Annotated in this window: 19 protein-coding genes; 14 read left to right on the forward strand and 5 right to left on the reverse strand. The window is 72.5% G+C overall.

Features of this window, described 5'->3' with window-relative positions; translation table 11 throughout:
- Nucleotides 1-25 precede the first annotated feature (25 nt).
- The 5 genes from AC07F0_RS24505 to AC07F0_RS24525 all read left to right on the forward strand — a co-directional run bounded on the left by AC07F0_RS24505 (nucleotide 26) and on the right by AC07F0_RS24525 (nucleotide 10354).
- Nucleotides 26-3412 (forward strand): ATP-dependent helicase, encoded by a 3387-nt coding sequence (locus tag AC07F0_RS24505; protein WP_478981894.1) that lies wholly within the window; start codon nucleotides 26-28, stop codon nucleotides 3410-3412.
- 91 nt (nucleotides 3413-3503) lie between these two features.
- Nucleotides 3504-7103 (forward strand): UvrD-helicase domain-containing protein, encoded by a 3600-nt coding sequence (locus AC07F0_RS24510; RefSeq protein WP_478981896.1) that lies wholly within the window; start codon nucleotides 3504-3506, stop codon nucleotides 7101-7103.
- Nucleotides 7104-7113: 10 nt separating this feature from the next.
- The gene (locus AC07F0_RS24515) at nucleotides 7114-8517 is read left to right on the forward strand and encodes a dipeptidase (protein ID WP_478981898.1); all 1404 of its coding nucleotides are present in this window, start codon (nucleotides 7114-7116) and stop codon (nucleotides 8515-8517) included.
- Between the two features lie 165 nt (nucleotides 8518-8682).
- Complete coding sequence (gene nudC / locus AC07F0_RS24520) at nucleotides 8683-9627, forward strand: NAD(+) diphosphatase (RefSeq protein ID WP_436731142.1); 945 nt, start codon at nucleotides 8683-8685, stop codon at nucleotides 9625-9627.
- A 13-nt stretch (nucleotides 9628-9640) separates the two neighbouring features.
- Nucleotides 9641-10354 carry a class I SAM-dependent methyltransferase gene (locus tag AC07F0_RS24525; RefSeq protein ID WP_478981900.1) on the forward strand — a complete coding sequence of 238 codons (714 nt, stop codon included), beginning with the start codon at nucleotides 9641-9643 and terminating at the stop codon, nucleotides 10352-10354.
- On the opposite strand, the gene AC07F0_RS24530 is transcribed toward AC07F0_RS24525, so the two are convergent.
- Nucleotides 10308-10550 carry a mycoredoxin gene (locus tag AC07F0_RS24530; RefSeq protein WP_004983675.1) on the reverse strand — a complete coding sequence of 81 codons (243 nt, stop codon included), beginning with the start codon at nucleotides 10548-10550 and terminating at the stop codon, nucleotides 10308-10310. The genes AC07F0_RS24525 and AC07F0_RS24530 overlap by 47 nt on opposite strands.
- A 185-nt stretch (nucleotides 10551-10735) precedes the next feature.
- Between AC07F0_RS24530 and AC07F0_RS24535 the strand changes: the two genes are divergently transcribed.
- The 5 genes from AC07F0_RS24535 (at nucleotide 10736) to AC07F0_RS24555 (ending at nucleotide 14642) form a co-directional block, all read left to right on the forward strand.
- Nucleotides 10736-12931 carry an ATP-dependent DNA helicase UvrD2 gene (locus AC07F0_RS24535; RefSeq protein WP_478981902.1) on the forward strand — a complete coding sequence of 732 codons (2196 nt, stop codon included), beginning with the start codon at nucleotides 10736-10738 and terminating at the stop codon, nucleotides 12929-12931.
- A 164-nt stretch (nucleotides 12932-13095) separates the two neighbouring features.
- Nucleotides 13096-13422 carry a hypothetical protein gene (locus tag AC07F0_RS24540; protein ID WP_436731146.1) on the forward strand — a complete coding sequence of 109 codons (327 nt, stop codon included), beginning with the start codon at nucleotides 13096-13098 and terminating at the stop codon, nucleotides 13420-13422.
- A 174-nt stretch (nucleotides 13423-13596) separates the two neighbouring features.
- Nucleotides 13597-13965 carry a WhiB family transcriptional regulator gene (locus AC07F0_RS24545; protein ID WP_010047663.1) on the forward strand — a complete coding sequence of 123 codons (369 nt, stop codon included), beginning with the start codon at nucleotides 13597-13599 and terminating at the stop codon, nucleotides 13963-13965.
- A complete protein-coding gene (locus AC07F0_RS24550) occupies nucleotides 13962-14285 on the forward strand; it encodes a hypothetical protein (protein WP_466093871.1) in 324 nt (107 codons plus the stop codon). The genes AC07F0_RS24545 and AC07F0_RS24550 overlap by 4 nt, the downstream gene beginning before the upstream one ends.
- A 138-nt stretch (nucleotides 14286-14423) precedes the next feature.
- A complete protein-coding gene (locus AC07F0_RS24555; protein WP_478981904.1) occupies nucleotides 14424-14642 on the forward strand; it encodes a hypothetical protein in 219 nt (72 codons plus the stop codon).
- A 38-nt stretch (nucleotides 14643-14680) separates the two neighbouring features.
- Here AC07F0_RS24555 and AC07F0_RS24560 read toward each other — a convergent pair whose 3' ends face one another.
- Both AC07F0_RS24560 and AC07F0_RS24565 read right to left on the reverse strand, forming a co-directional pair.
- Nucleotides 14681-16051, reverse strand: coding sequence for an ABC1 kinase family protein (locus tag AC07F0_RS24560; RefSeq protein WP_478981905.1), 1371 nt, complete (start codon nucleotides 16049-16051; stop codon nucleotides 14681-14683).
- Nucleotides 16044-17258, reverse strand: a complete 1215-nt coding sequence (locus AC07F0_RS24565; protein WP_478981907.1) for a TOMM precursor leader peptide-binding protein — start codon at nucleotides 17256-17258, stop codon at nucleotides 16044-16046. Before AC07F0_RS24565 ends, AC07F0_RS24560 begins: the two co-directional genes overlap by 8 nt.
- 252 nt (nucleotides 17259-17510) lie before the next feature.
- Here AC07F0_RS24565 and AC07F0_RS24570 point away from each other — a divergent pair, with 252 nt between their 5' ends.
- From AC07F0_RS24570 to AC07F0_RS24585, 4 genes are all read left to right on the forward strand, one after another.
- Complete coding sequence (locus AC07F0_RS24570; RefSeq protein ID WP_478981909.1) at nucleotides 17511-18119, forward strand: M48 metallopeptidase family protein; 609 nt, start codon at nucleotides 17511-17513, stop codon at nucleotides 18117-18119.
- Nucleotides 18120-18366: 247 nt separating this feature from the next.
- On the forward strand, nucleotides 18367-20106 hold the full coding sequence (locus AC07F0_RS24575; RefSeq protein ID WP_478981911.1) for a TerD family protein: 1740 nt from the start codon (nucleotides 18367-18369) through the stop codon (nucleotides 20104-20106).
- An 11-nt stretch (nucleotides 20107-20117) separates the two neighbouring features.
- Nucleotides 20118-20798, forward strand: coding sequence for an AIM24 family protein (locus AC07F0_RS24580; protein ID WP_436730841.1), 681 nt, complete (start codon nucleotides 20118-20120; stop codon nucleotides 20796-20798).
- Nucleotides 20799-20814: 16 nt separating this feature from the next.
- Complete coding sequence (locus AC07F0_RS24585; RefSeq protein ID WP_010047645.1) at nucleotides 20815-21570, forward strand: AIM24 family protein; 756 nt, start codon at nucleotides 20815-20817, stop codon at nucleotides 21568-21570.
- Between the two features lie 63 nt (nucleotides 21571-21633).
- Here AC07F0_RS24585 and AC07F0_RS24590 read toward each other — a convergent pair whose 3' ends face one another.
- Together AC07F0_RS24590 and AC07F0_RS24595 are read right to left on the reverse strand one after the other, a co-directional pair.
- Nucleotides 21634-22161, reverse strand: a complete 528-nt coding sequence (locus AC07F0_RS24590; protein WP_478981913.1) for an NUDIX hydrolase — start codon at nucleotides 22159-22161, stop codon at nucleotides 21634-21636.
- Entirely contained in the window at nucleotides 22158-23624 is a 1467-nt protein-coding gene (locus AC07F0_RS24595; protein ID WP_478981915.1) for a zinc-dependent metalloprotease, read from the reverse strand. The genes AC07F0_RS24590 and AC07F0_RS24595 overlap by 4 nt, the downstream gene beginning before the upstream one ends.
- Nucleotides 23625-23695: the final 71 nt, after the last annotated feature.

Genomic DNA, 23695 nt, shown 5'->3' on the forward strand with positions numbered 1-23695 from the left:
ACTTCCACCAGGACCGGCGAACCACGTGAGCTCCTCACTCTCCATCAGCGGCCTGCCGCACCCCCGGGTGCGGCAGGGGAGCCGCGGCGCTTACCGACTGGTGCGTACCCCTCCTGATCGGCAGGACCCCCCTCTTTTGGACGCCGCGCAGCGTTCCGTGGTTGACCACGCCACCGGCCCGCTGCTCGTCCTCGCAGGTCCGGGCACCGGCAAGACCACCACACTCGTCGAGTCCGTGGCCGAGCGCATCGCCCGGGGAGGGGACCCCGACCGCGTCCTCGTGCTCACCTTCAGCCGCAGGGCGGCCGTCGAACTGCGCGACCGCATGGCCCTGCGCAGCGGTGCGGCCCACGCGCCCCAGGCCACCACCTTCCACTCCTTCTGCTACGCCCTGGTCCGCGCCCACCAGGACAGCGACCTGTTCGTGGAGCCGCTGCGGCTGCTGTCCGGCCCCGAGCAGGACGTCTCGGTCCGGGAACTGCTCGCCGGCCAGGTGGACCTGCAGCGGCTCGGGCTCGCGCACGTGCGCTGGCCGGACGAACTGCGCGCCTGCCTGACCACCCGCGGTTTCGCCGACGAGGTCCGCGCGGTCCTCGCCCGCACCCGTGAACTGGGTCTCGGCCCCGACGCCCTGGACGCCTTCGCCCGCCGAACCGGACGCCCCGACTGGCGCGCCGCCGCCGCCTTCCTCGCCGAGTACCTCGACGTGCTCGACCTCCAGGGCGTGATCGACTACGCGGAACTCGTCCACCGCGCGGTGCTCCTCGCCGGCCGGCCCGAGGTCGCGGCGCGGCTCGCCGCCCGGTACGACGCCGTCTACGTCGACGAGTACCAGGACACGGATCCCGCTCAGGTACGGCTTCTGCACGCGCTCGCCGGCGGCGGTCGCACGCTCGTCGCGTTCGGTGACCCCGACCAGTCGATCTACGCGTTCCGTGGAGCGGACGTGAACGGCATCCTCGACTTCCCGCACGCCTTCCCGCGCGCGGACGGCCGCCCGGCCCCCGTCGCCGTGCTGCGCACCTCCCGCCGCTCCGGTGCCGCCCTGCTGGCCGCCACCCGGCTGCTGACCCAGCGCATGCCGCTGACCCGCCTGCCCGCCGAGAAGGTGCGCGCCCACCGCGAACTCGCGCCCGTTCGGGACGGCGGCCGCGTCGAGGCGTACACGTACCCGACGCCCGGGACGGAGCTGGACAACATCGCCGACATCCTTCGCAGGGCCCACCTGGAGGACGGCGTCCCCTGGAGCGAGATGGCCGTCCTGGTGCGCGCCGGCTCCCGCACCATCCCGACGGTCCGCCGCGCCCTCACGGCGGCCGGCGTCCCCGTGGACGTCGACGGTGACGACGTGCCCCTGCGTCACGAACCGGCGGTGGCACCGCTGCTGACGGCGCTGCGGGCGGTGGCCGCGGCGGAGGCCTCGGACACCGATGGGGAGGCGGCTTCGGGGGGGTCCGAGGCGGCCGACGGAGAAGTGGCTCCCGGGCAACCCGAGGCGGCCGACGGAGAGGCGGCTTCCGGGCAACCCGAGGTGAGTCCGTGGCTCGACACCGAGACCGCCCTCACCCTCCTCACCTCCCCGCTCGCGAGCATGGACGCCGCCGACCTGCGCCGCCTCGGCCGGGCCCTGCGCGACGAGGAGCGGGCGGCCGGCAACCCGCTGCCGCCGCCCTCCGACGTACTGCTCGCGCAGGCGCTCGCCGAGCCGGAACGCCTCGCCGTGCACGACCCCACGTACGCGCGGGGCGCCCAGCGCCTCGGCGCGCTGCTGCGCAAGGCCCGTGAGCGGCTGGCGGGCGGCGGCACGGCCGAGGAGGCGCTGTGGGACCTGTGGGAGGGCACGCCGTGGCCCGCGCGGCTGGAGCGGGCCGCACGCCGGGGCGGCGCGGCCGGGCGCAACGCGGACCGCGATCTGGACGCCGTCTGCGCGCTGTTCGCGACCGCGGCCCGTGCCGAGGAGCGCACCGGCGGCCGGGGCGCCCTCAACTTCCTGGAGGAGATCGAGGCCGAGGACATCGCCGCCGACACCCTCACGCGCCGCGCCGTACGCCCCGACGCGGTCCGCCTGATGACCGCGCACCGCTCCAAGGGCCTGGAATGGCGCCTCGTGGTCGTCGCGGGCGTCCAGGAGGGCTTGTGGCCCGATCTGCGCCGCCGAGGCTCCCTGCTGGAGGCCGACCGCATCGGTCGCGACGGTCTCGCCGAACCCCTCACCCCCGGCGCGCTGCTCGCCGAGGAGCGCCGCCTGTTCTACGTGGCCGCCACGCGCGCGCGTGAACGGCTCGTCGTGACCGCCGTCAAGGCCCCGGCGGACGACGGCGACCAGCCCTCCCGCTTCCTGACCGAACTCGGCGTCGAACCCAAGGACGTCACGGGGCGCCCGCGCCGCCCGCTGTCCGTCGCGGCACTCGTCGCCGAACTGCGCGCCACCACGGTCGACCCGCGTGTCTCCGACGCCCTCCGGGAAGCCGCCGCCCGCCGCCTCGCCCGGCTCGCCGCCCTCGCCGACGAGGACGGCCGCCCCTTGGTGCCGTCCGCGCACCCCTATCGCTGGTGGGGCATGGTCGAGCCGACCGAGTCCAAGGTGCCGCTGCGCGACCGCGACCAGCCCGTCGTGCTCTCCGGCAGCGCCCTCGACCAGCTCGCCAACACCTGCGCCCTGCAATGGTTCCTGGGCCGCGAGGTGAAGGCCGACGCGCCCGCGACCGCCGCCCAGGGCTTCGGCAACGTGGTGCACGTCCTCGCCGACGAGGTCGCCTCCGGGCACAGCCCGGCCGACCTCTCCGTCCTCATGGAACGGCTCGACTCCGTGTGGAACGCCCTGGCCTTCGACGCGCCGTGGAAGTCGGACCAGGAGAAGGACAACGCGCGCGTGGCGCTCGAACGGTTCCTGAAGTGGCACGTCATGGACCGCACCGGCCGTACCCCGGTGGCCAGCGAGCACGACTTCGACGTCACCCTGGAAGCCGGCGACTACCAGGTGCGCATCCGCGGCCAGATGGACCGCGTGGAGGCGGACGGTGAGGGCCGTGCCTACGTCGTCGACTTCAAGACCGGCAAACAGGCGCCCACCGGCAAGGAGGTGGAGCGCCACCCGCAGCTCGCCGTCTACCAGCTGGCCGTCCGCGAGGGCGCCGTCGACGACGTCTTCGACGGGGTGCGCCCCGAGCCGGGCGGCGCGGAACTCGTCCATCTGCGCCAGGGCGCCGCCCAGCGCGACGGCGGCGAGACCCTGCCCAAGGTGCAGGCCCAGGAGCCGCTGGAGGGGGAGTGGGTCGGTGATCTGCTGGCCACCGCGGCGGGCAAGGTCCTCGACGAACGCTTCACGCCGACCGCCGGCCAGCACTGCACGCACTGCGCGTTCCGGGCCTCGTGCAGCGCGCGGCAGGAGGGCCGCCATGTCGTGGAGTGAGCTATCGCACCACCTGTGCTGACCTGCGCATCTTCCGCCCCGGCAGCCGATCCGGCCGCCACTGTCAGTGGCCGCCGCTAGCCTCTGTGACGTGCCCGCCCGTATCACTGATCCCGAGCAGCTCAAGGAGCTCCTCGGCATCCCGTTCACCCCTGAGCAGACGGCCTGCATCACCGCGCCGCCCGCCCCGCAGGTGATCGTCGCCGGAGCCGGCTCGGGCAAGACGACGGTGATGGCGGCCCGCGTGGTGTGGCTGGTCGGCACCGGCCAGGTCGCACCCGAGCAGGTGCTCGGTCTCACCTTCACCAACAAGGCCGCCGCCGAACTCGCCGAGCGTGTTCGCAAGGCGCTCGTCCGGGCCGGTGTCACCGACCCGGACGCCATCGACCCGGACAACCCGCCGGGCGAGCCGGTGATCTCCACGTACCACGCCTTCGCGGGCCGGCTGCTCGCCGACCACGGCCTGCGCATCGGCCTGGAGCCGACGTCCCGGCTGCTCGCCGACGCGACCCGCTTCCAGCTCGCCGCGCGCGTGCTGCGCGAGGCCCCGGGGACCTACCCGGCCCTGACCCGTTCCTTCCCGGACCTGGTCGGCGACCTCCTGGCCCTCGACGCAGAGCTCTCCGAGCACCTCGTCCGCCCGGAGGCGCTGCGCGCGTACGACGCCGAACTGCTGCTGACCCTGCGCGGCGCCAAGCTCACCAACGCCGATCTGCGCAAGGTGCCCGAAGCGGCCGCCGCCCGCCGGGAACTGGCCGAACTGGTCACCCGCTACCGGGCCGCCAAGCGCGAGCGGGACCTGCTCGACTTCGGCGACCAGATCGCCCTGTCGGCCCGGCTCGCGAAGATCCCCGACGTGGGGCGCGCCCTGCGCGACGAGTTCCGGGTGGTCCTGCTCGACGAGTACCAGGACACGTCGGTCGCCCAACGCGTCCTCCTGGCCGGCCTGTTCGGCGAGGGCACCGGCCACCCCGTCACCGCCGTCGGTGACCCGTGCCAGGCCATCTACGGCTGGCGCGGCGCCTCCGTCGCCAACCTCGACGACTTCCCCGAGCACTTCGCCCACGCCGACGGCCGCCCCGCGACCCGGCAGGCGCTCAGCGAGAACCGCCGCAGCGGCGGCCGTCTCCTCGACCTGGCGAACGGCCTCGCGGAGCCCCTGCGCGCCCTGCACGCGGGCGTGGAGGCCCTCCGCCCGGCCCCCGGCGCCGAACGCGACGGCATGGTCCGCTGCGCCCTGCTGCGCACCCACGCCGAGGAGATCGACTGGGCCGCCGATTCCGTCGCCCACCTCGTACGGACCGGGACGGCACCCGGCGAGATCGCCGTGCTGTGCCGTACGGCGACCGATTTCGCCGAGATCCAGGGTGCCCTGGTCGCCCGGGACATCCCGGTCGAAGTCGTCGGCCTGTCCGGGCTGCTGCACCTGCCCGAGATCGCCGACCTCGTCGCCGTCTGCGAGGTCCTCCAGGACCCCGGCGCCAACGCCTCCCTGGTCCGGCTGCTGACCGGCCCGCGCTGGCGCATCGGCCCGCGCGACCTCGCTTTGCTGGGGCGGCGCGCCCGGCTCCTCGTGTCCCACGCGCGCGTGGAGGGCGACGACGACCCGGACCGCCGGCTCGCCGAGGCCGTCGAGGGAGTCGACCCGGCCGAGGTGATCTCGCTCGCCGACGCGCTCGACACGTTCCTGGAGACGCCGCTGGACGGCCACGGGGACGACGACAGATTGCCCTTCTCGCCCGACGCGCGCGTGCGCTTCGCCCGCCTGGCCACCGAACTGCGCGAGCTGCGCCGCTCCCTGGCCGACCCGCTGATGGACGTCCTGCACCGCGTCCTCGCCGTCACCGGCCTGGAGGTCGAGCTGTCGGCGTCGCCGCACGCCCTGGCCGCGCGCCGCCGCGAGACCCTGTCCAACTTCCTCGACGTCGCCGCCTCCTTCGCCGCCGGCGACAACGAGGCCACCCTGCTCGCCTTCCTCGGCTTCCTGCGCACCGCCGCCCAGTACGAGAAGGGCCTCGACAACGCCCTCCCCGGCGGCGAGAACACCGTCAAGGTGCTCACCGCCCACAAGTCCAAGGGCCTGGAGTGGGACGTCGTGGTCGTCCCCGGGCTGGTCACCGGCACCTTCCCCAGCAGCCAGGGCCGCGAGAAGTGGACCTCCCAGGGCAAGGTCCTGCCGCACCGGCTGCGCGGCGACGCCGACACCCTTCCCGACGTGGAGTCCTGGGACGCAAGGGGCCTGAGAGCCTTCCACGAGGCCATGAAGGACCATCAGCACACCGAGGAACTCCGCCTCGGCTACGTCACCTTCACCCGCCCCCGCTCGCTGCTCCTCGGCTCCGGCCACTGGTGGGGGCCCACGCAGAAGAAGCGCCGCGGACCGTCCGCGTTCCTCCACGCCCTCCACGACCACTGCGCGGCCGGCTACGGCGAGATCGAGGCCTGGGCGGACGAACCCGCCGAGGACGAGGAGAACCCGGCCCTGCACCAGGACACCGCCGACCGGGTGTGGCCCCTGCCCCTGGACGAGACGGCCCTGGCCCGCCGCCGCGCGGCCGCCGCGACCGTCCTGGCACACCTGGATGACCTGGCGTCCCACGACGACGGGCACCCCGCGGCCGCGCACGACCCGGACAGGATCGACGACCCGGAGTGGCCGCCGCCACCCGAGGACGACGAGCCTCCGTACGACGAACCGGACCCGTTCGACGACGACCCCTTCGAGGACGACGCCGTCGCGGAAGCCCCGGCCGGCAGGGAGGAGCGGCCGGCCGACCGTGAGAAGCCGGTCGGCCGAGAGGAGTGGCCGACTGACCGGAAGCAGTGGCCGGCGGGCCGGGATGAGCGGCCCGCCGACCGGGTCGAGCGGCCGGGGACCCGCCCCACCGTCCCGCACCAGGCGACCTCACCGGAACTCCCCGCTGCGCGCCCACACCCGACGACGCCGGAACACTCCCGCCTCACCCCCGAGGAAGCCCGCACCGTCGCCTCCTGGGACCGTGACCTCGACGCCCTCACCGGAGAACTCCTGCGCGCCCGCGACAGCGTCACCGAGGTCCCCCTGCCCGCGTCGCTCACCGCGTCCCAGCTGCTGCGCCTGGCCGCCGATCCGGACGGCTTCGCGCAGGAACTGGCCCGCCCCATGCCCCGCCCGCCCCAGCCCGCCGCCCGCCGCGGCACGCGCTTCCACGCGTGGGTCGAGGCCCGCTTCGAAGCGCTGACGCTGCCGTTCCTGGAGCCCGGGGAACTGCCCGGCAGCGACGCCGAGATCGCCGACGAACAGGACCTGGAAGCCCTCAAGGAGGCCTTCGAGCGCACCGGGTACGCGCACCGCACGCCCTACCGGGTGGAGGCCCCCTTCCAGCTCGAGATCGCAGGCCGCGTCGTCCGGGGCCGCATCGACGCCGTCTACAAGGAGGGCGACGGCCAGGAGACGACCTACGAGATCGTCGACTGGAAGACGAACCGCACCCGCACCGCCGACCCGCTCCAGCTGGCCGTCTACCGCCTCGCCTGGGCCGAGCAGCAGGGCGTCCCCCTGGAGTCGGTCACGGCCGCGTTCCTGTACGTGCGCAGCGGCGAGGTCGTACGGCCGGGTGACCTGCCGGGACGGGCCGCGCTGGAGCGGCTGCTGCTCGGGGAGCCGTCCGGTGAGGAACCGCACTCCGAGGAGGTCCGTGCGGGCCGATAGGCTCGTGACCATGAGCCAGACCCCGGACAGTGTCGTCCGTACGTACATCGAGCAGCATCGCGCCGCCTTCCTCGACGACCTCGCCGAGTGGCTGCGCATCCCCTCGGTGTCGGCTCAGCCGGACCACGCGCCCGACGTGCGACGCAGCGCCGACTGGCTCGCCGCCAAGCTGAAGGAGACCGGGTTCCCGACGGCCGAGGTCTGGCAGACCCCGGGCGCGCCCGCCGTCTTCGCCGAGTGGCCCTGTGCCGACCCGCAGGCGCCCACGGTGCTGGTCTACGGCCATCACGACGTGCAGCCCGCCGCCCGGGAGGACGGCTGGGACAGCGAGCCCTTCGAGCCGGTCGTCCGGGACAACCGCCTCTACGCGCGCGGGGCGGCCGACGACAAGGGCCAGGTGTTCTTCCACACCCTCGGCGTGCGCGCCCACCTCGCCGCCACGGGCCGCACCACCCCGGCGGTGCACCTGAAGCTGCTGATCGAGGGCGAGGAGGAGTCCGGCTCGCCGCACTTCCGGGACCTTGTCGAACAGCACGCCGAGCGGCTCGCCGCCGACGCGGTGATCGTCTCCGACACCGGCATGTGGTCCGAGGACACCCCCACGGTGTGCACCGGCATGCGCGGCCTCGCCGAGTGCGAGATACGGCTGCACGGCCCCGACCAGGACATCCACTCCGGCTCCTTCGGCGGCGCGGTGCCCAACCCGGCGACAGTCGCCGCCCGCCTCGTCGCCGCCCTGCACGACGAGCACGCGCGCGTGGCGATCCCCGGCTTCTACGACGGGGTGGTCGAACTCACCGACCGCGAACGGGAACTCTTCGCCGAACTGCCCTTCGACGAGCGCCAGTGGCTGCGCGCGGCCAAGTCGTACGCCACCCAGGGAGAGGCCGGGTACACGACCCTGGAGCGCGTCTGGGCCCGCCCCACCGCGGAGGTCAACGGCATCGGCGGCGGCTACCAGGGCCCCGGCAGCAAGACCGTCGTGCCGTCCTCCGCCATGGTGAAGCTGTCCTTCCGGCTGGTGGCGGGCCAGGACCCCGCCCAGGTGGAGAAGGCCGTCCGCGCCTGGGCCGAGCAGCAGGTGCCCGCCGGGATCCGCTGCGAGATCACCTTCAGCGGGGCGACGCGCCCGTGCCTGACGCCGCTGGACCACCCGGCCCTGAAGTCGGTAGCCCGCGCCATGGGCCGGGCCTTCGGCAAGCCGGTCCGCTTCACGCGCGAGGGCGGCTCCGGACCCGCGGCGGACCTCCAGGACGTGCTCGGCGCTCCGGTGCTCTTCCTCGGCATCTCCGTCCCGTCCGACGGCTGGCACGCCCCGAACGAGAAAGTGGAACTCGACCTGCTCCTCAAGGGCGTCGAGACCACCGCCTACCTGTGGGGCGACCTCGCCGAGCACTGGCGCCATGCGCCCTGAGCGTCCCGTGCCCTCCGGACCGGCCGGGCGCGCGGGGCACACTGGGAGGGCTGCCCCGTACCGCCCCGCCCCGCACACCACCGCCGGGCCCGGTCGCCTCCCGCCGTACGTCCCGCTGATCAGCCCGCCGAACCCGACAGTCCCACCGGGGAGTTGGAAGCACCCGTGACCACCTGGACCGACCAGAACGCCGACCGACCCATCTCGCTCACCGCACCGAGCGGCATCGACCGGGCCGCGCACCACCGGCTCGACGAGGCCTGGCTCGCGGCGGCGTGGAGCCACCCCTCCACGCGCTGTTTCGTGGTCTCCGGCGGCCAGGTCCTCATCGACGAGACGGCGGACGGGCGCACCGAACTCGTCATGACACCCTCCTTCGAGGCCCCCCTCACCGAGGCCCACCGCTACTTCCTCGGCATCGACGAGGACGGCGTCAGCTACTTCGCCCTCCAGAAGGACTCGCTGCCCGGGCGCATGGACCAGTCCGCGCGGCCCGCGGGGCTGCGCGAGGCGGGCCTGCTCCTGTCGGCCCGGGACGTGGGCCTGATGGTGCACGCGGTCGGCCTGGAGAACTGGCAGCGCACCCACCGGTTCTGCTCCCGCTGCGGCGAGCGCACCGTCATCGCCGCGGCCGGTCACATCCGCCGCTGCCAGGCCTGCGGCGCGGAGCACTACCCGCGTACGGACCCGGCCGTGATCATGGCCGTGACCGACGAGGACGACCGCATCCTGCTCGGCCGCCAGGTGCACTGGCCCGAAGGCCGCTTCTCGACGCTCGCCGGATTCGTCGAGCCTGGCGAGTCCATCGAGCAGTCGGTGCGCCGCGAGGTCCACGAGGAGGTCGGCATCACTGTCGGCCAGGTCGAGTACGTCGCCAGCCAGCCCTGGCCCTTCCCGTCCAGCCTCATGCTGGGCTTCCTGGCCCGCGCCACCTCGACCGAGATCGACGTCGACGGGGACGAGATCCACGAGGCCCGCTGGTTCTCCCGCGACGAGCTGCGTGCCGCCTTCGAGTCCGGCGAGGTGCTCCCGCCGTACGGCATCTCGATCGCGGCCCGCCTGATAGAGCTCTGGTACGGCAAGCCGCTGCCGACGAGAAGCGTCGCCTGACGGGGACGCCCGAGTGTCCGCCCCCTACTGGAACCACAACGTCCACCACCACCCCTACGTGCTCGACGCCGTCCCGGACCGCTGCCGCAAGGCACTCGACGCGGGCTGCGGCGACGGTCTGCTCGCCCGCGAGCTCGCGGCACGCGCGGCATCCGTCACGGGCGTGGACCGCTCGCCGGAGATGATCGAACTCGCCCGCGAGCACGCGCATGCGCCCGGCGACATCATGTACCTGGAGACGGACTTCCTCGCCGACGGGTCCCTGCCCGAGGGCGCGTACGACTTCGTCAGCGCGGTCGCCGTGGTCCATCACGCGCCGTTCGAGGAGGCGGTCACCCGCCTCGCCCGGCTCACCGCACCCGGCGGCCGTCTGGTGATCGTCGGCATGGCCGCCAACCGGACGGCCCTGGACTGGATCATCAGCGCCTGCGGCGTGCCGGCGAGCCAGTGGCACGCCCGGCGGAACGGCGGCAAGCGGGGCCCGGCCGGGATGCACATGGAAGACGTGCACATGTCCTGGGGGGAGATCCGGCAGGCGGCCCGCCGGTTGCTGCCCGGCTGCGCCTTCCGCCGGACGCTGCTGTGGCGTTACGTCCTGGTGTGGGACAAACCAGGGGAACACGGGAAGGCGGGCCCTGAGGCGCCTCAGGAACCGCCTTCCCGGCACAACCGCACGGCGACTAGGCGCCGATCTTCTGCTTCACCTGAGCCAGCGACGGGTTGGTGAGGGTGGAGCCGTCCGGGAACAGAACGGTGGGCACCGTCTGGTTTCCGCCATTCGCCTTCTCCACGAACGCGGCGGACTCCGGGTCCTGCTCGATGTTGATCTCGGTGTACGCGATGCCCTCGCGGTCCATCTGGCTCTTCAGCCGACGGCAGTAGCCGCACCACGTGGTGCTGTACATCGTCACAGTGCCCGGCATGTCTCTCGTGCTCCTTCGGTGGCTCGGGGGCGGGGGGTTCGCAGAGGTGGAACGTACGCGCAGGGGCCACCATTCCCGCGGCCCGCACCCCGTCGGACGTGACGCCTGCCGCATTCGTACGACTATCAGTGCCCGCCTGTGGGCAACCGGCACAGCCGTTTCGCGCGACCTGGCAGCATGGCCATGTGACAGCAGCAACGCACTCCACCCTGTTCCCGCAGGTACCGGACACCCCCGACGCGGTCCTCGAAGGGCTCGACCCCGAGCAGCGCGAGGTGGCCACCGCCCTGCACGGTCCGGTGTGCGTCCTGGCGGGCGCGGGCACGGGCAAGACCCGGGCGATCACCCACCGCATCGCCTACGGAGTGCGCGCCGGCCTCCTCCAGCCCTCCAGCGTGCTCGCCGTCACGTTCACCAACCGCGCCGCCGGGGAGATGCGGGGCCGGCTGCGTCAGCTCGGCGCCGCCGGCGTCCAGGCACGCACGTTCCACTCGGCGGCACTGCGCCAGCTCCAGTACTTCTGGCCGAAAGCGATCGGCGGCTCCATGCCCCGGCTCGTCGACCGCAAGGTCCAGCTCGTCGCCGACGCGGCCGCCGCCTGCCGCATCCGGCTCGACCGGGGCGAGCTGCGGGACGTCACCGCCGAGATCGAATGGTCCAAGGTCACCCAGACCGTCCCCGCCGACTACGCGCCCGCCGCCGCCAAGGCCGGCCGCGAGACCCCCCGCGACCCCGCCGAGATCGCCCAGCTCTACGCCGCCTACGAGGACGTCAAACGCGAGCGCTCCCTCATCGACTTCGAGGACGTGCTGCTGCTGACCGTGGCCGTCCTCCAGGACCGGCACGACATCGCCGAGCAGGTCCGCGCCCAGTACCAGCACTTCGTGGTCGACGAGTACCAGGACGTCAGCCCCCTCCAGCAGCGCCTGCTGGAACTGTGGCTGGGCGACCGGGACAGCCTGTGCGTCGTCGGCGACGCCAGCCAGACGATCTACTCCTTCACGGGAGCGACACCGGATCATCTGCTCGACTTCCGCAGCCGCCACCCCGGTGCCACGGTCGTCAAGCTGGTCCGCGACTACCGCTCCACCCCCCAGGTCGTCCACCTCGCCAACGGACTGCTCGCCCAGGCGAAGGGCCGCGCCGCCGACCACCGCCTGGAGCTCGTCTCCCAGCGCGCCCCGGGGCCCGAGCCGGTCTTCAGTGAGTACACGGACGAGCCCGCCGAGGCCGAGGGCGCGGCCCGGCGCATCCGCGAACTCATCGACGCGGGGGTCCCGGCCGCCGAGATCGCCGTCCTGTTCCGGACGAACGCGCAGTCCGAGACCTACGAGCAGGCCCTCGCCGACGCCGGAGCGCCCTACCAGTTGCGCGGCGCCGAGCGGTTCTTCGACCGCCCGGAGGTGCGCAAGGCCGGCGTCGCCCTGCGCGGCGCGGCCCGCTTCGGCGGCAACGACTCCCTTCTGGACGACGCCGTCGACCTGCCCTCCCAGGTGCGCGCCGTACTGTCGGGGGAGGGCTGGACACCACGGCCACCGGCCGGCTCCGGCGCCGTGAGGGAACGCTGGGAGTCCCTGGCCGCCCTGGTGAACCTCGCCCAGGACTTCGCCGCCGCCAAACCCGGCGCCACCCTCGCGGACCTCGTCGCCGAACTGGACGAACGGGCGAACGCCCAGCACGCCCCCACCGTGCAGGGCGTCACCCTCGCCTCCCTGCACTCGGCCAAGGGCCTGGAATGGGACGTCGTCTTCCTGGTCGGCGTCGCCGAGGGCATGATGCCGATCACCTACGCCAAGACCGACGAACAGATCGAGGAGGAGCGCCGCCTCCTGTACGTCGGCGTCACGCGCGCGCGGGAACGCCTCCATGTCTCCTGGGCCCTGTCCCGTTCCCCCGGAGGCCGCCCCAACCGCCGCCCCAGCCGTTTCCTCGACGGGCTGCGCCCTGGTTCGACGGCCACCACCGCCCGTTCCGCCGCCGGCAGTACGGGCGGCATCGAGCGCGGAATTCCCGGAACCAGGGGTTCCGCCCCGAGGCGAGTTCAGCGAACGCCCGCCCGCTGCCGAGTCTGCGGCCGCACGCTGACCGACGCGGGCGAGATGAAACTGATGCGCTGCGACGACTGCCCCTCCGACATGAACGAGGGCCTCTACGAGCAGCTGCGAGAGTGGCGAGCCGACCAGGCGCGACGCAGTGGTCAGCCCGCCTTTTGCGTCTTCACCGACAGGACCCTGATGGCCATTGCCGAGACCGCGCCGGACGACGAGCACGAGCTGGCGCGCATCCCGGGCGTGGGGATGCGCAAGCTCAAGCGCTACGGAGCCGACGTACTGGCCATCTGCGCAGGCCAGTACGCCGGAGGGGATACAGATCAGGGCTGACGCGAACTCGTCGAAAAAATAGTTTGCGCATGCCCCAGCAATCCCCATAGGTTCTTAGGCACGAGAGCAGCGGCCTTCTCGGAGGCCCTGATTTCGTGTTGTACTTGCATATCCGCAGGACTGGTTCACCCAGTCCCCCGAGACGCCGAGAGGAGGCGAGTCCAGTGATCAGCATCAACACCAGCTCCGTCAGCATCGTGAAAATGACCGATCGCTCGGCCGTCTCCGCGTGCATGCTCGGCGTTTCGAACCTGGGCACCGGTCTGTCCGGCATTCGTGCCGCGCGTCCGGCGTCCTCCTCCGTTGCTCCCGCGGGCCTTCCCGTCCGTGAGCGCAATGAGCGACCGACCGAGGCACTGGAAGCGGCAGTAGTGGCACAGGCACAGGCCTATGCCTTTACGGCGACCGGTGCCGGATTCCGGAAGCAGACGACGCAGCACCACCAGATGTGGGCCTTCCGTGGGCCAGAACCCTGGAGTGATCCAGCCTGATCGTCGATCAGGCCGGCGCCTTCAGGGCCGCGGAACCCCATCCGGGATCCGCGGCCCTTCTGTTTGTCCCTGAACAGGGACGACGGACCGAAGGAGCCTCGGGACAAGAAAAGAACCCGGTACCAGCCGCCCCCCGGCCAACAGGCCGGAACGACCAGACGAGGAAGACGAACCGTGCAACTCGAAGCGCACGCCCCGTCCGTACCGCCTTCCGAAACGATCCCCAAGCCCGGCTCCACGGAGGACTCCGCCTTGACCCCGCTCACCGCGCTCACCGCGCTCGACGACGCCATCGAGAACCTCGGCGTGCCCGTCCCGTGCCGTTCCTACGACCCGGAGGTCTTCTTCGCCGAGTCGCCCGCGGACGTCGAGTACGCCAAGTCCCTCTGCCGCACCTGCCCGTTGGTCGAGGCCTGCCTCGCCGGCGCGAAGGAGCGGCGTGAGCCCTGGGGCGTCTGGGGTGGCGAGCTGTTCGTGCAGGGTGTCGTCGTCGCCCGGAAGCGGCCGCGTGGCCGCCCGCGCAAGAACCCGGTCACAGCATGAACACCGCAGGAACGATCGACCGCCCCCTCACGAACGACCCCCAGAAGCAGGCCCCGATGAAGCCGTCCACTGACGAGCCCGCAGGCTCCGCGACCCAAGACTTCACCACCACCGGCGCGAAGGACTCGCGTCAGAACAGGACCCGAGAGATGCAACTCATCCCAGAAGCCATGGCTCGTGCGCATATGCACGAGCGACTGCAAGAGGCGGAGCGGGAACGCCCGGCCGTGCGCCTGGCGACCGCCCGCCGGATGCAGCGCAGGGCGGAGCGTGCCTCACGGCGTGCCCGCCGGGCGCTCGCCATGGCGGTCATGCAGTAACCGACCTCACCTGAAGCGGTGGCCTCCCGAGCCCGGGAGGCCGAGCTCTCCCCACGGGGGCCGGTCCGTGCCGAACGGACCGGCCCCCGCGGTGCGTTGTGCCCCGCGAACCGTCGGGCACGGCGATATCGTCGCCGGGTGACGAGTCCTCCCGGAGGCGGTGACGACAGCTCCGCAGCGCAGCCCCAGCCGCTCATGTGCGACCGCTGCGGCACGTCGGCCGGCACTCCGGCCGATGGTCCACCACTGACCTGGACCTGCTCCGTAGAGAACGGCGCCCGCCGCTACTTCTGCGAGACCTGCTCGCGGGAGAACCTCAGGTCCATCGAGGGGCGCCTGGACTCGGACTGGTGGTGAGGCGCGGGCAGTCGGTCACCCGGGGTGCCCGCTGAGGCTCATGCCTCCGCCACCGACTCCTCGCAGTCCGCCGGGTCGTCCAGGATGAATCCCGGCAGCCACTCCTCCAACTCCTCGCGCAGCCGCACCGTCGCCCCCAACTGGCACAGCACGCCGATCGTGCTCAGGGTCACCCGGTGGATCAGCAGATACGACGGTGGCAGATTGAGCTGCTTGCCCAGCTGGTAGGCGGGGGAGCGCGGGTCCGCGATGCGGGCCGCCTGGCTGCGCATCCAGCCGCGCGTGAACGTGAACTCCTCGACCTCGGCCGGTTCGATGATCGGCAGCAGATAGTCCAGGACGGCGTCGGGATCCAGCTCTATGGTCTCCTTCACGAACCCCTCCGCACACAGGAGCTCGTAGACCGCCTCGGCCTCCCCGTCGAGTGTCATCCGCAGGGACTCGCCGATGGTCGCCGGCAGACCACCCGGGAGACGGTCGACCGTGCCGAAGTCCAGGACGCCCAGGCGCCAGTCGTCCTCACCGTCCGGGCCGCCGGGCAGCAACCGGAAGTTGCCCGGGTGCGGATCGGCGTGCAGCAGACCGGTGCGGGCGGGGCCGGAGAACAGGAAGCGGGCCAGGAGCTGCCCGGCCCGGTCGCGCTGCTCCTGGGTGCCGTCAGAGATGATCTCCGACAGCGGGATGCCGTCGATCCACTCCGTGATCAGGACCTGGTCGGACTGATGCACCACCTGCGGCACGATCACGTCCGGGTCGTCCGCGAACTCCTCCGCGTGGGCCTGCTGGGCCTGGGCCTCCAGGCCGTAGTCCAGCTCCTCCGAGACGCGGTCCTTCAGTTCCGTGATCAGCGGCTTGATGTCCATGCCGGGGATCAGCGGGCCGAGCAGGCGGGAGAAGCGGCTCAGCTGGTTCAGATCGGACAGCAGGGCCTCGCCGGCGCCCGGGTACTGCACCTTGACCGCCACCTCGCGGCCGTCATGCCACACCCCGCGGTGCACCTGGCCGATCGAGGCCGCCGCGGCGGGCTTGTCCTCGAACTCCAGGAACAACTCGTGCCAGCCCTCGCCCAGCCGCTCCTCGAGCACCGCGTGCACGGTGCGCGTCGGCATCGGCGGCGCCGCCTCCTGGAGCTTGGTCAGCGCGGCCCGGTAGGGGCCGGCCACCTCCTCGGGCAGCGCGGACTCGAAGACGGACAGGGCCTGGCCGAACTTCATCGCGCCGCCCTTGAGCTCGCCGAGCACCTTGAACAGCTGGTCGGCCGTGCGCTGTTGGAGTTCGCGGCCGACGAGCTCCGCGGACTCGCCGACGATTCGCTTGCCGAATCCCCAGGTCGCCCGCCCGGCGATGCCGAGCGGGAGCGCGGCGAGCTTGGCGGTCCGGGTGACCGCCTTCCGGGGAAGATCAGACATGCGCCCTCCAAGTCCCAGCCGGCCGCTTCGCCGCTGCCTTAGGGCACTGCGCCGACGGCCGTTGCACCGCCATTGTCTCGTGTGACTCCCCATCCTCCGAGGGGTGCTCCCCCTTTCCTCTCTCCGCCGCCCCGCACGGGCATGCCGGATGCGCCCGGACCGGCCGCGCATGCCAGTGGAGACCGGGCACGGAGACCTCCCAGCGCGCCCCGGCGCTCGACGGCACCCGGCCGTCCAGCACGGCGAGCGCGTGGGCGGCGGCCAGTCCGGCCACCGTAGTGGCCAGCGTCAGGTCGCAGGGCCGCACCTGTCGCTGTCTGCCGGAGCGCCACTGGGCGACCAGACGAGGCCAGGTCGGGTCCCGGTCCGTGCGGTTTTCGTGCAGACACCCCGCGCAGCCCGTCTCCCCGGGCAGGACCAGGGGGCCGACCACCCCGGTCCCCTCCACGACCCCGGCGTACAGATGGGGTGTCCCGGAGGACATCAGGGGTTCGGCGGCCGACGGGTCGGGCGCGTGCACGGCGACATCGTCGCGCGGGGCGACGATCACCAGCGAGAAGCCCGGGTCGCCTTCCTCCGGGGAGGTCCGGTCCGCCCCGCAGCGCGGCGGCCGGTCCGGGGCCGCCCGGCGCACGGCCCGGCGGGCCGACTCGTCCCTGCGGTCGCCGACGGCCTCCGCGGGAAGCCCGCCCGGCGCGACATCCCACGGTTCCACACGACCGCCGTCGCGCACGTCGACCTCGCCCACGCCCGCCCCCGACAGCAGCGACGCCAGCACGGCACCGACCCGGCCCGCGCCCCGCACCTGTACACGCTGTGAGCGCCGGGCGACCAGTTGCCGCATCGCGTCACCCGGTGCCGAGGTGGTCAGGGACAGGGAAGCGAGGTCGGGACGCAGCCGGTCGAGGACCTCCTTCTTCTGCCGCAGGGCGTCGGCGGCCGGCCCGCCGCCCCGCGCGTCGTCGAGGAGCCCGGCCCGGGCGAGCCGCCGCACCAGCCCGTCGACATGGCCGTCGGGAAGATCCATCCGGCGCCCCTCCTCGCGCAGCAGCTCCATCCCCCGTGTGCCGTTCAGCAGATCAAGGAAGCTGCCCGTCGCCAGGTCCATCGGGCCGAGCGTCATCGCATGCGCCGGTGTCATCCCGAACTGCACGGTGTTGAGGTCGCGCCAGCCGCGCCTGAGCGCGGGTTTCACCATCGGATGCATGACAGGCCCCCGTATGCCATAGATCGTCCCCGTATGCCGCGCGCCGACCCGGTCACAGGCCCGCCTGGTCCCGGGCCGGGCCTGTCCGGCGCTTCGCCGGCAACAGCCAGCATGCCCAAACCCGTCGCCGACCGCAGAAAGTTGTCCACAGGTGCCGGTATTCGTCGTACAAATCCGGCGGCCGACGGGGGCATCGCCATCCAACCCTCTCGGAGCCGGGACTTCCCCGGGTACAGCGGGTAACGTCGGGGCGTGCCCGCCGACCCACTGCACCGCGCCGGAAAGCCACAGCGCAGCACGACGAGCCAGCCGCCGAGCGGCTCGGGGGCGAGCGCGATCGAGGTCCGCAGGAGCGCCCGCCGACGCAGAACGGTCTCCGCGTACCGCGAGGGCGATCGCACCGTGGTGCTCATCCCCGCCCGGATGTCCGAGGCGGAGGAGCAGCGCTGGGTGAACGTCATGCTCGACAAGCTGGCCGCCCAGGAGAGCAAGCGGGCCCTCGGCGACGCCGAGCTGGCCGAGCGGGCCCGGCGCCTGTCGGACCAGTACTTCGACGGGCGGGCGCGGCCCGCCTCGGTGCGCTGGGTGACCAACCAGAACACCCGATGGGGATCCTGCACCCCGTCCGAGGGCAGCATCCGCCTGTCCCACCGTCTGCAGGGCATGCCCGAGTACGTCGTCGACTACGTCCTCGTCCACGAACTCGCCCATCTGCTCGTCCCCGGACACGGCCCTCGCTTCTGGGCGCTGCTGGAGGCCTATCCGCGGACGGAGCGGGCCCGGGGCTACCTCGAAGGCGTGGTCGCGGCCGAGCGGCTGCCCCATGTGCCCGGTGCACGAGGCGAGAGCCCCGCGGGCTGAGCGTCCCGCGGGCCGAGCGCCCCCGTGGTCCTGCGGCTGAGTGCCCGTGAGCCGGGCGCCGGTATGTGCACCCGCGATGAGCACCCACCACGAGCTCCGGGGTAAGTGACCGCTTTCCGCGAGAGAGCAGCCGATACGGCCGGGCACGGGTTCTGTACCGGGTCTGTACCGACTGCGTCCGGTGTCCGAGTTTGCCGTTAGCCTGGCGCGACGCAATCACGTTCTGGATGGGGGACGGTCGTTACGCATGGCCAGGGAATTCCAACGCGGCCACAAGGCCAGGATCAGTGACCTCACCGCGGGCACGGACCTGTACGTAGGTGTACAGATCGCCGGCCCCGGGCTGAGCTTCGACATCAGCTGCTTCGGCCTCGACGCCGACGAACGGCTCTCGGACGACCGGTACTTCGTCTTCTTCAACCAGCCGAAGTCCCCCGAGGAGTCCATTCAGCTCCTGGGCGCCCAGGCGGGCGACACGGAGTCCTTCCGGGTGACGCTCGACCGGATCCCGCCGCAGATCCAGAAGCTGTCCTTCACGGCGACGATCGACGGCGCCGGCCAGATGTCGCAGATCGCCTCCGGCTACATCCGCATCGTCGCGGGCGGCGAGGAGGTGGCGCGCTACTCCTTCACCGGCTCGGAGTTCTCCACCGAACGGGCCGTGATGCTCGGCGACTTCTACCTCAAGGACGTCTGGCGGTTCGCCGCCGTCGGGCAGGGCTTCGACGGTGGTCTCGACGCGCTGCTGAAGAACTTCGGCGGCGAGGTGGCCGAGGAGGAAACGCCCGCCCCGCCCGCGTCCGCCGCGCAGCAGCCGCAGACCGCCGCCCCGGGCTTCGCACCGCCCGCGTTCGGCGTCCCCGGCACTCCGGAACCCGCCCCGGCTCCCGCCCCGGCAGCACCCCAGGCCCCGGCGCCCGCTGCCCAGCCCGCCGTGCAGGGCTTCGCGCCCCCGCCCGGCGCCACTCCGCCTCCGGCCCCGGCGCCCTCACCCCAGGTGCACGCCGCCCCGACCATCGTCGCGCCCGTGAACACCCCGCCCGGCGGCTCCCCGGTGCCGCCCCCGGCGCCGGCGCCCGCGCCGTACGGCCAGCCGGGCCAGCAGCCGCCGCCGTACGGCCAGGTCCCCGGCCAGACGGCCCCGCCGCCGCCCGGCTACGGCCAGCCCCAGGCACAGGCACCCCACGCACCCCATGCCCCGGCCCCGCCCCCGGGATACGGCCAGCCCACACCGCCCCCGGGCTACGGCCAGCAGCCGCCCGGGCAGGCCCCCTACGGAGTGCCGCAGGGAGCGCCTCAGGGAACTCCCCAGGCAGCACCGCAGGGCCCCGGTGTCGCCGCCGCGCTCCAGAAGTTCAAGGAGACCCCCACCGGGCAACGCTGGACGCAGCAGAACAAGAAGCTCGTCCGCGTCGACCTCGGCATCGGCGGGCAGCCCGTGCTGGCCCGCCAGGGCAGCATGGTGCTCTACCAGGGCAAGGTCGACTTCAGTTACAAGGGCGCCGGCTTCGCCGGCCGGATCGTGGGCAACGCGACCGGCCAGGAGATGCAGCTGATGCGCTGCACCGGCCAGGGACAGGTGTTCCTCGCCGAGGACTCCACGATGCTGCACCCCATCGAGCTCCAGGGCGACGGCATCTGCGTCTCCGCCGAGAACGTCCTCGCCTTCGACGAGAGCCTCCAGTACGAGGTGCGCCGCATCGAGGGGCACGGCATCCCCGGGGGCGCGCTGTTCACGATGCAGTTCACGGGCACCGGCACGATCGTCGTGAAGACCCACGGCACGCCCGTGGTCCTGCCGGTCACGCCCACCACGTTCGCCGACTGCAACGCCGTGGTCGCCTGGTCGGCCGCCGCCCAGGTCGTCGTCTCCAGCCAGGTGCGGATGCGTCGCAACGCCTACCCGGGTGACAGCGGGGAGAGCGTCAACCTCCAGTTCCGGGCAGCCCCCGGGAACTTCATCGTCGTCCAGCCGTACGAGGTCTGAGGGAGCCCGTCATGACACAGCAGCTCGCGGGCCACGCCCCCGCACCCGTCACCGCCCGCATGGAGAACCACGGCAACCACATGCTGAAGGTCGCCATGCAGACCGGAAACGACCTCCTCGCGCGCGTGGGGTCGATGGTCGCCTACGAGGGCTTCGTGCAGTACGAGCCCAACCCGCCGGCCGTGCGCCAGATCGCCAAGGACTGGATGACCGGCGAGGGCGCGCCCCTGATGAAGTGCTCGGGCGACGGACTGCTCTACCTCGCTGACTACGGGGCGAACGTCGTCGTCATCAACCTCAACGGCGACGGCATCTCGGTCAACGCCACCAACCTGCTCGCCTTCGACGCCCACCTTTCGTGGGGCGTCGAGCGGGTCAAGGGCCTGGCGAAGTTCGCCGGCCAGGGCCTGTGGAACACCAGGATCTCCGGGCAGGGCTGGGTCGCGCTGACCTCCCGGGGCAAGCCCATCGTCGTCGACTGCGGAGGCGGCGAGGACGAGACGTACGTCGACCCCGACGCCCTGGTCGCCTGGTCCCCGAACCTCAAGGTGAAGGGCAAGCGGAGCTTCCGGGCCCAGTCGCTGATCGGCCGCGGCAGCGGCGAGGCCTACCAGATGGCCTTCTCCGGTCAGGGCATCGTCGTCGTCCAGCCCAGCGAGGACAGCACCGACCGCCTCCGGGTCCGGGGCTGAGGGGGAGCAACACGCCATGCAGAGCCCGATTTTCGCCTACAACGAGCAGCAGACCCAGGACCGCTGGAGTCTGCAGAACAAGCAGATGCTGCGCGTCGCCCTGGAGGGCCACGACGACATCCTGGCCCGCAAGGGCACCATGGTCGCCTACCAGGGCCTCGTCGAGTTCGACGCCGAGTACCAGAGCAACAACCAGGCACGCTCGCGTGCGCACACAGGTGAGGGACTCGACCTGATGCGCTGCCACGGGCAGGGCACGGTCTACCTCGCCAACCTCAAGCAGCACGTCCACGTCATGGAGGTGGAGCAGGACGGCCTCACCGTCGACAGCAGCTATGTGCTGGCGATGGACTCCTCCCTGCACCACGAGGTCATCGCCGTCGACAGCCTCTACGGCATCTCCGGCTCCGGGAAGTACCAGCTCAACATCACCGGCCGGGGCAAGATCGCCCTGATGACCTCGGGCATGCCGCTGCTGATGCAGGTGACACCCGACAAGTACGTCAACTGCGACGCCGACGCGATCGTCGCCTGGTCGACGAGCCTGCGGGTGCAGATGCAGGCCCAGACGCACTCCTCCGGGGTGTGGCGGCGCCGCGGCAGCACCGGCGAGGGCTGGGAGCTGAGCTTCATGGGCACCGGCTTCGCGCTCGTCCAGCCCAGCGAACTGCTGCCGCCGCAGAACGCCCAGATCGGCTCGGGCCTCGCCGCGCAGTACGGCATGGGCCAGCAGGGAGCGCGCGGGCAGAACCAGGGCAACGTCTGGAACTGAGCAACCACGGACCGGACAAGGTGTAAGGGGCGGCCGCCCGAGCGGTCGCCCCTTACGCGTGTCTCAGGCCGCGAGCCTCGCGCGGGTCGCCTCCAGCAGGCGGACGACCGACTCGTCGGCCACCTCAGCCACCTCGTCGTACCCGAACCAGCGCACGTCGAGCGACTCGTCGCTGATCGCGTGCGCCGCGTCCGGCGGCGCCAGGACCGCGTACTGGACGTCGAAGTGGCAGTGGCACGGCGGCGGGATCGGGTGCCGGTCCAGGCGCACCGGGCCACCCGGCACCAGCGAGAGGCCCGAGACGCCGGACTCCTCCGTCGCCTCCCGCAGCGCCGCGGCCGCGAGGGCGCTGTCGCCCGGCTCGCAGTGGCCGCCCATCTGGAGCCACATCCGCAGCTTTCTGTGCAGGGTCAGCAGGACCCGGCCGGCCTCGGGGTCGATCACCAGGGCGCTCGCCGTGATGTGGCCCGCGGGGCAGGCTTTCCACAGGCCGTCCTGATGTTCGGCCAGATGGTCGAGGTAGGCCTGGCGCAGCTCTGGCTGGTCCTCGTACTCCTTGAGCACGAGGACCGCGTCGTCGTACAGGCTCACTCGGCGTCGTCGCCCTTGTTCTCGCCCTCGCCCTCGTCCTTCTTCTTCAGGTCGGGCTTCTTCAGGTCGGGCTTGTCCGCCGCCTCGCCGAGCATCTTGTCCAGCTCGGAGAAGTCGATCTGCTCGCGGTGCACGAAGCCGTCCGGGTCGTCCAGGTCGGTGGCGGTCGGCAGCATGTCCGGGTGGTGCCACAGGGCGTCCCGGCCGTCGACACCGCGCGCGTCGGTGAGCGAGGCCCACAGACGGGAGGCGTCACGCAGGCGGCGCGGGCGCAGCTCCAGGCCGATCAGCGTGGCGAACGTCTGCTCGGCCGGGCCGCCCGAGGCGCGGCGGCGGCGCAGCGTCTCACGCAGGGCGTCGGCCGACGACAGACGGGGCTTCGCGGCGGCGTGGACCACCGCGTCGACCCAGCCCTCCACGAGCGCCAGAGCGGTCTCCAGACGCGCCAGGGCGGCCTTCTGCTCGGGCGTGTCCTCGGGCTGGAACATGCCCTGCTGGAGGGCCTCCTGGAGCTGCTCGGGATTCTGCGGGTCGAACTGGCCGACGACGTCCTCCAGCTTGGCCGTGTCGACCTTGATCCCGCGGGCGTACCCGTCGACCGCGCCGAACAGATGCGAGCGCAGCCACGGCACGTGCGCGAAGAGACGCTGGTGGGCGGCCTCGCGCAGGGCGAGATACAGCCGCACCTCCTCCTGCGGGACGCTCAGGTCCTTGCCGAGCGTCTCGATGTTCACCGGCAGTAGCGCGGCCTTTCCGGCCGGGCCCAGCGGCAGGCCGATGTCGGACGAACCGACGACCTCGCCGGCGAGCACGCCGACGGCCTGCCCGATCTGCGTACCGAACATGGCGCCGCCCATCGAGCGCATCATGCCGATCAGCGGGCCGGCCATGGCCTGCATCTCCTCCGGCAGCACGTCGCCCATGGCGGTGCCGACACGCTCGGCGACCGGGTCGACGAGCTCCTTCCAGGCGGGCAGGGTCGCCTCGACCCACTCGGCGCGGCTCCAGGCCACCGCCGAGCCGGCACCGGACGGCAGCGACGTGGCGTCGTCGAGCCACAGGTCGGCGAGGCGGACGGCCTCCTCGACGGCCTTGCGCTCGGCGGGGCCGACGCTGGCGTCCTTGGTGCCGTCAGGACTGCCCTGGGAGACCGTCTGGCGGGCGATCTGCTTGGCCATGTCCCAGTTCACCGGGCCGCCCTCGTAGGAGAGCATCTGGCCCAGCTGCTGGAACGCGGCGCCCAGGTCGTTGGGGTTCAGGGAGCCGAACATGGCTGCGAACGGATTGTCCGCACCGGGGCCGCCGGGGCCGCCGCCAAATCCTCCGGCTCCGGGCAGGCCGCCGAAACCGAACGGATTGGCCGGTCCCTGACCACCACCGCTCTCCTGGTCCTTCTTCTTGCCCTCGTCGCCGTCGTCCGGCTCCTCCGGCGGAAGGCCGAATCCGAATGGGGTGTCACTCACGGGATTCCTCGGCTGGTAGGGCCGCCGGTTCTTTCCGGCGGCACGGCTGCCCGACAACACCACCCAGCGTA

This window comes from Streptomyces sp. NPDC045955 (genome assembly GCF_056430805.1).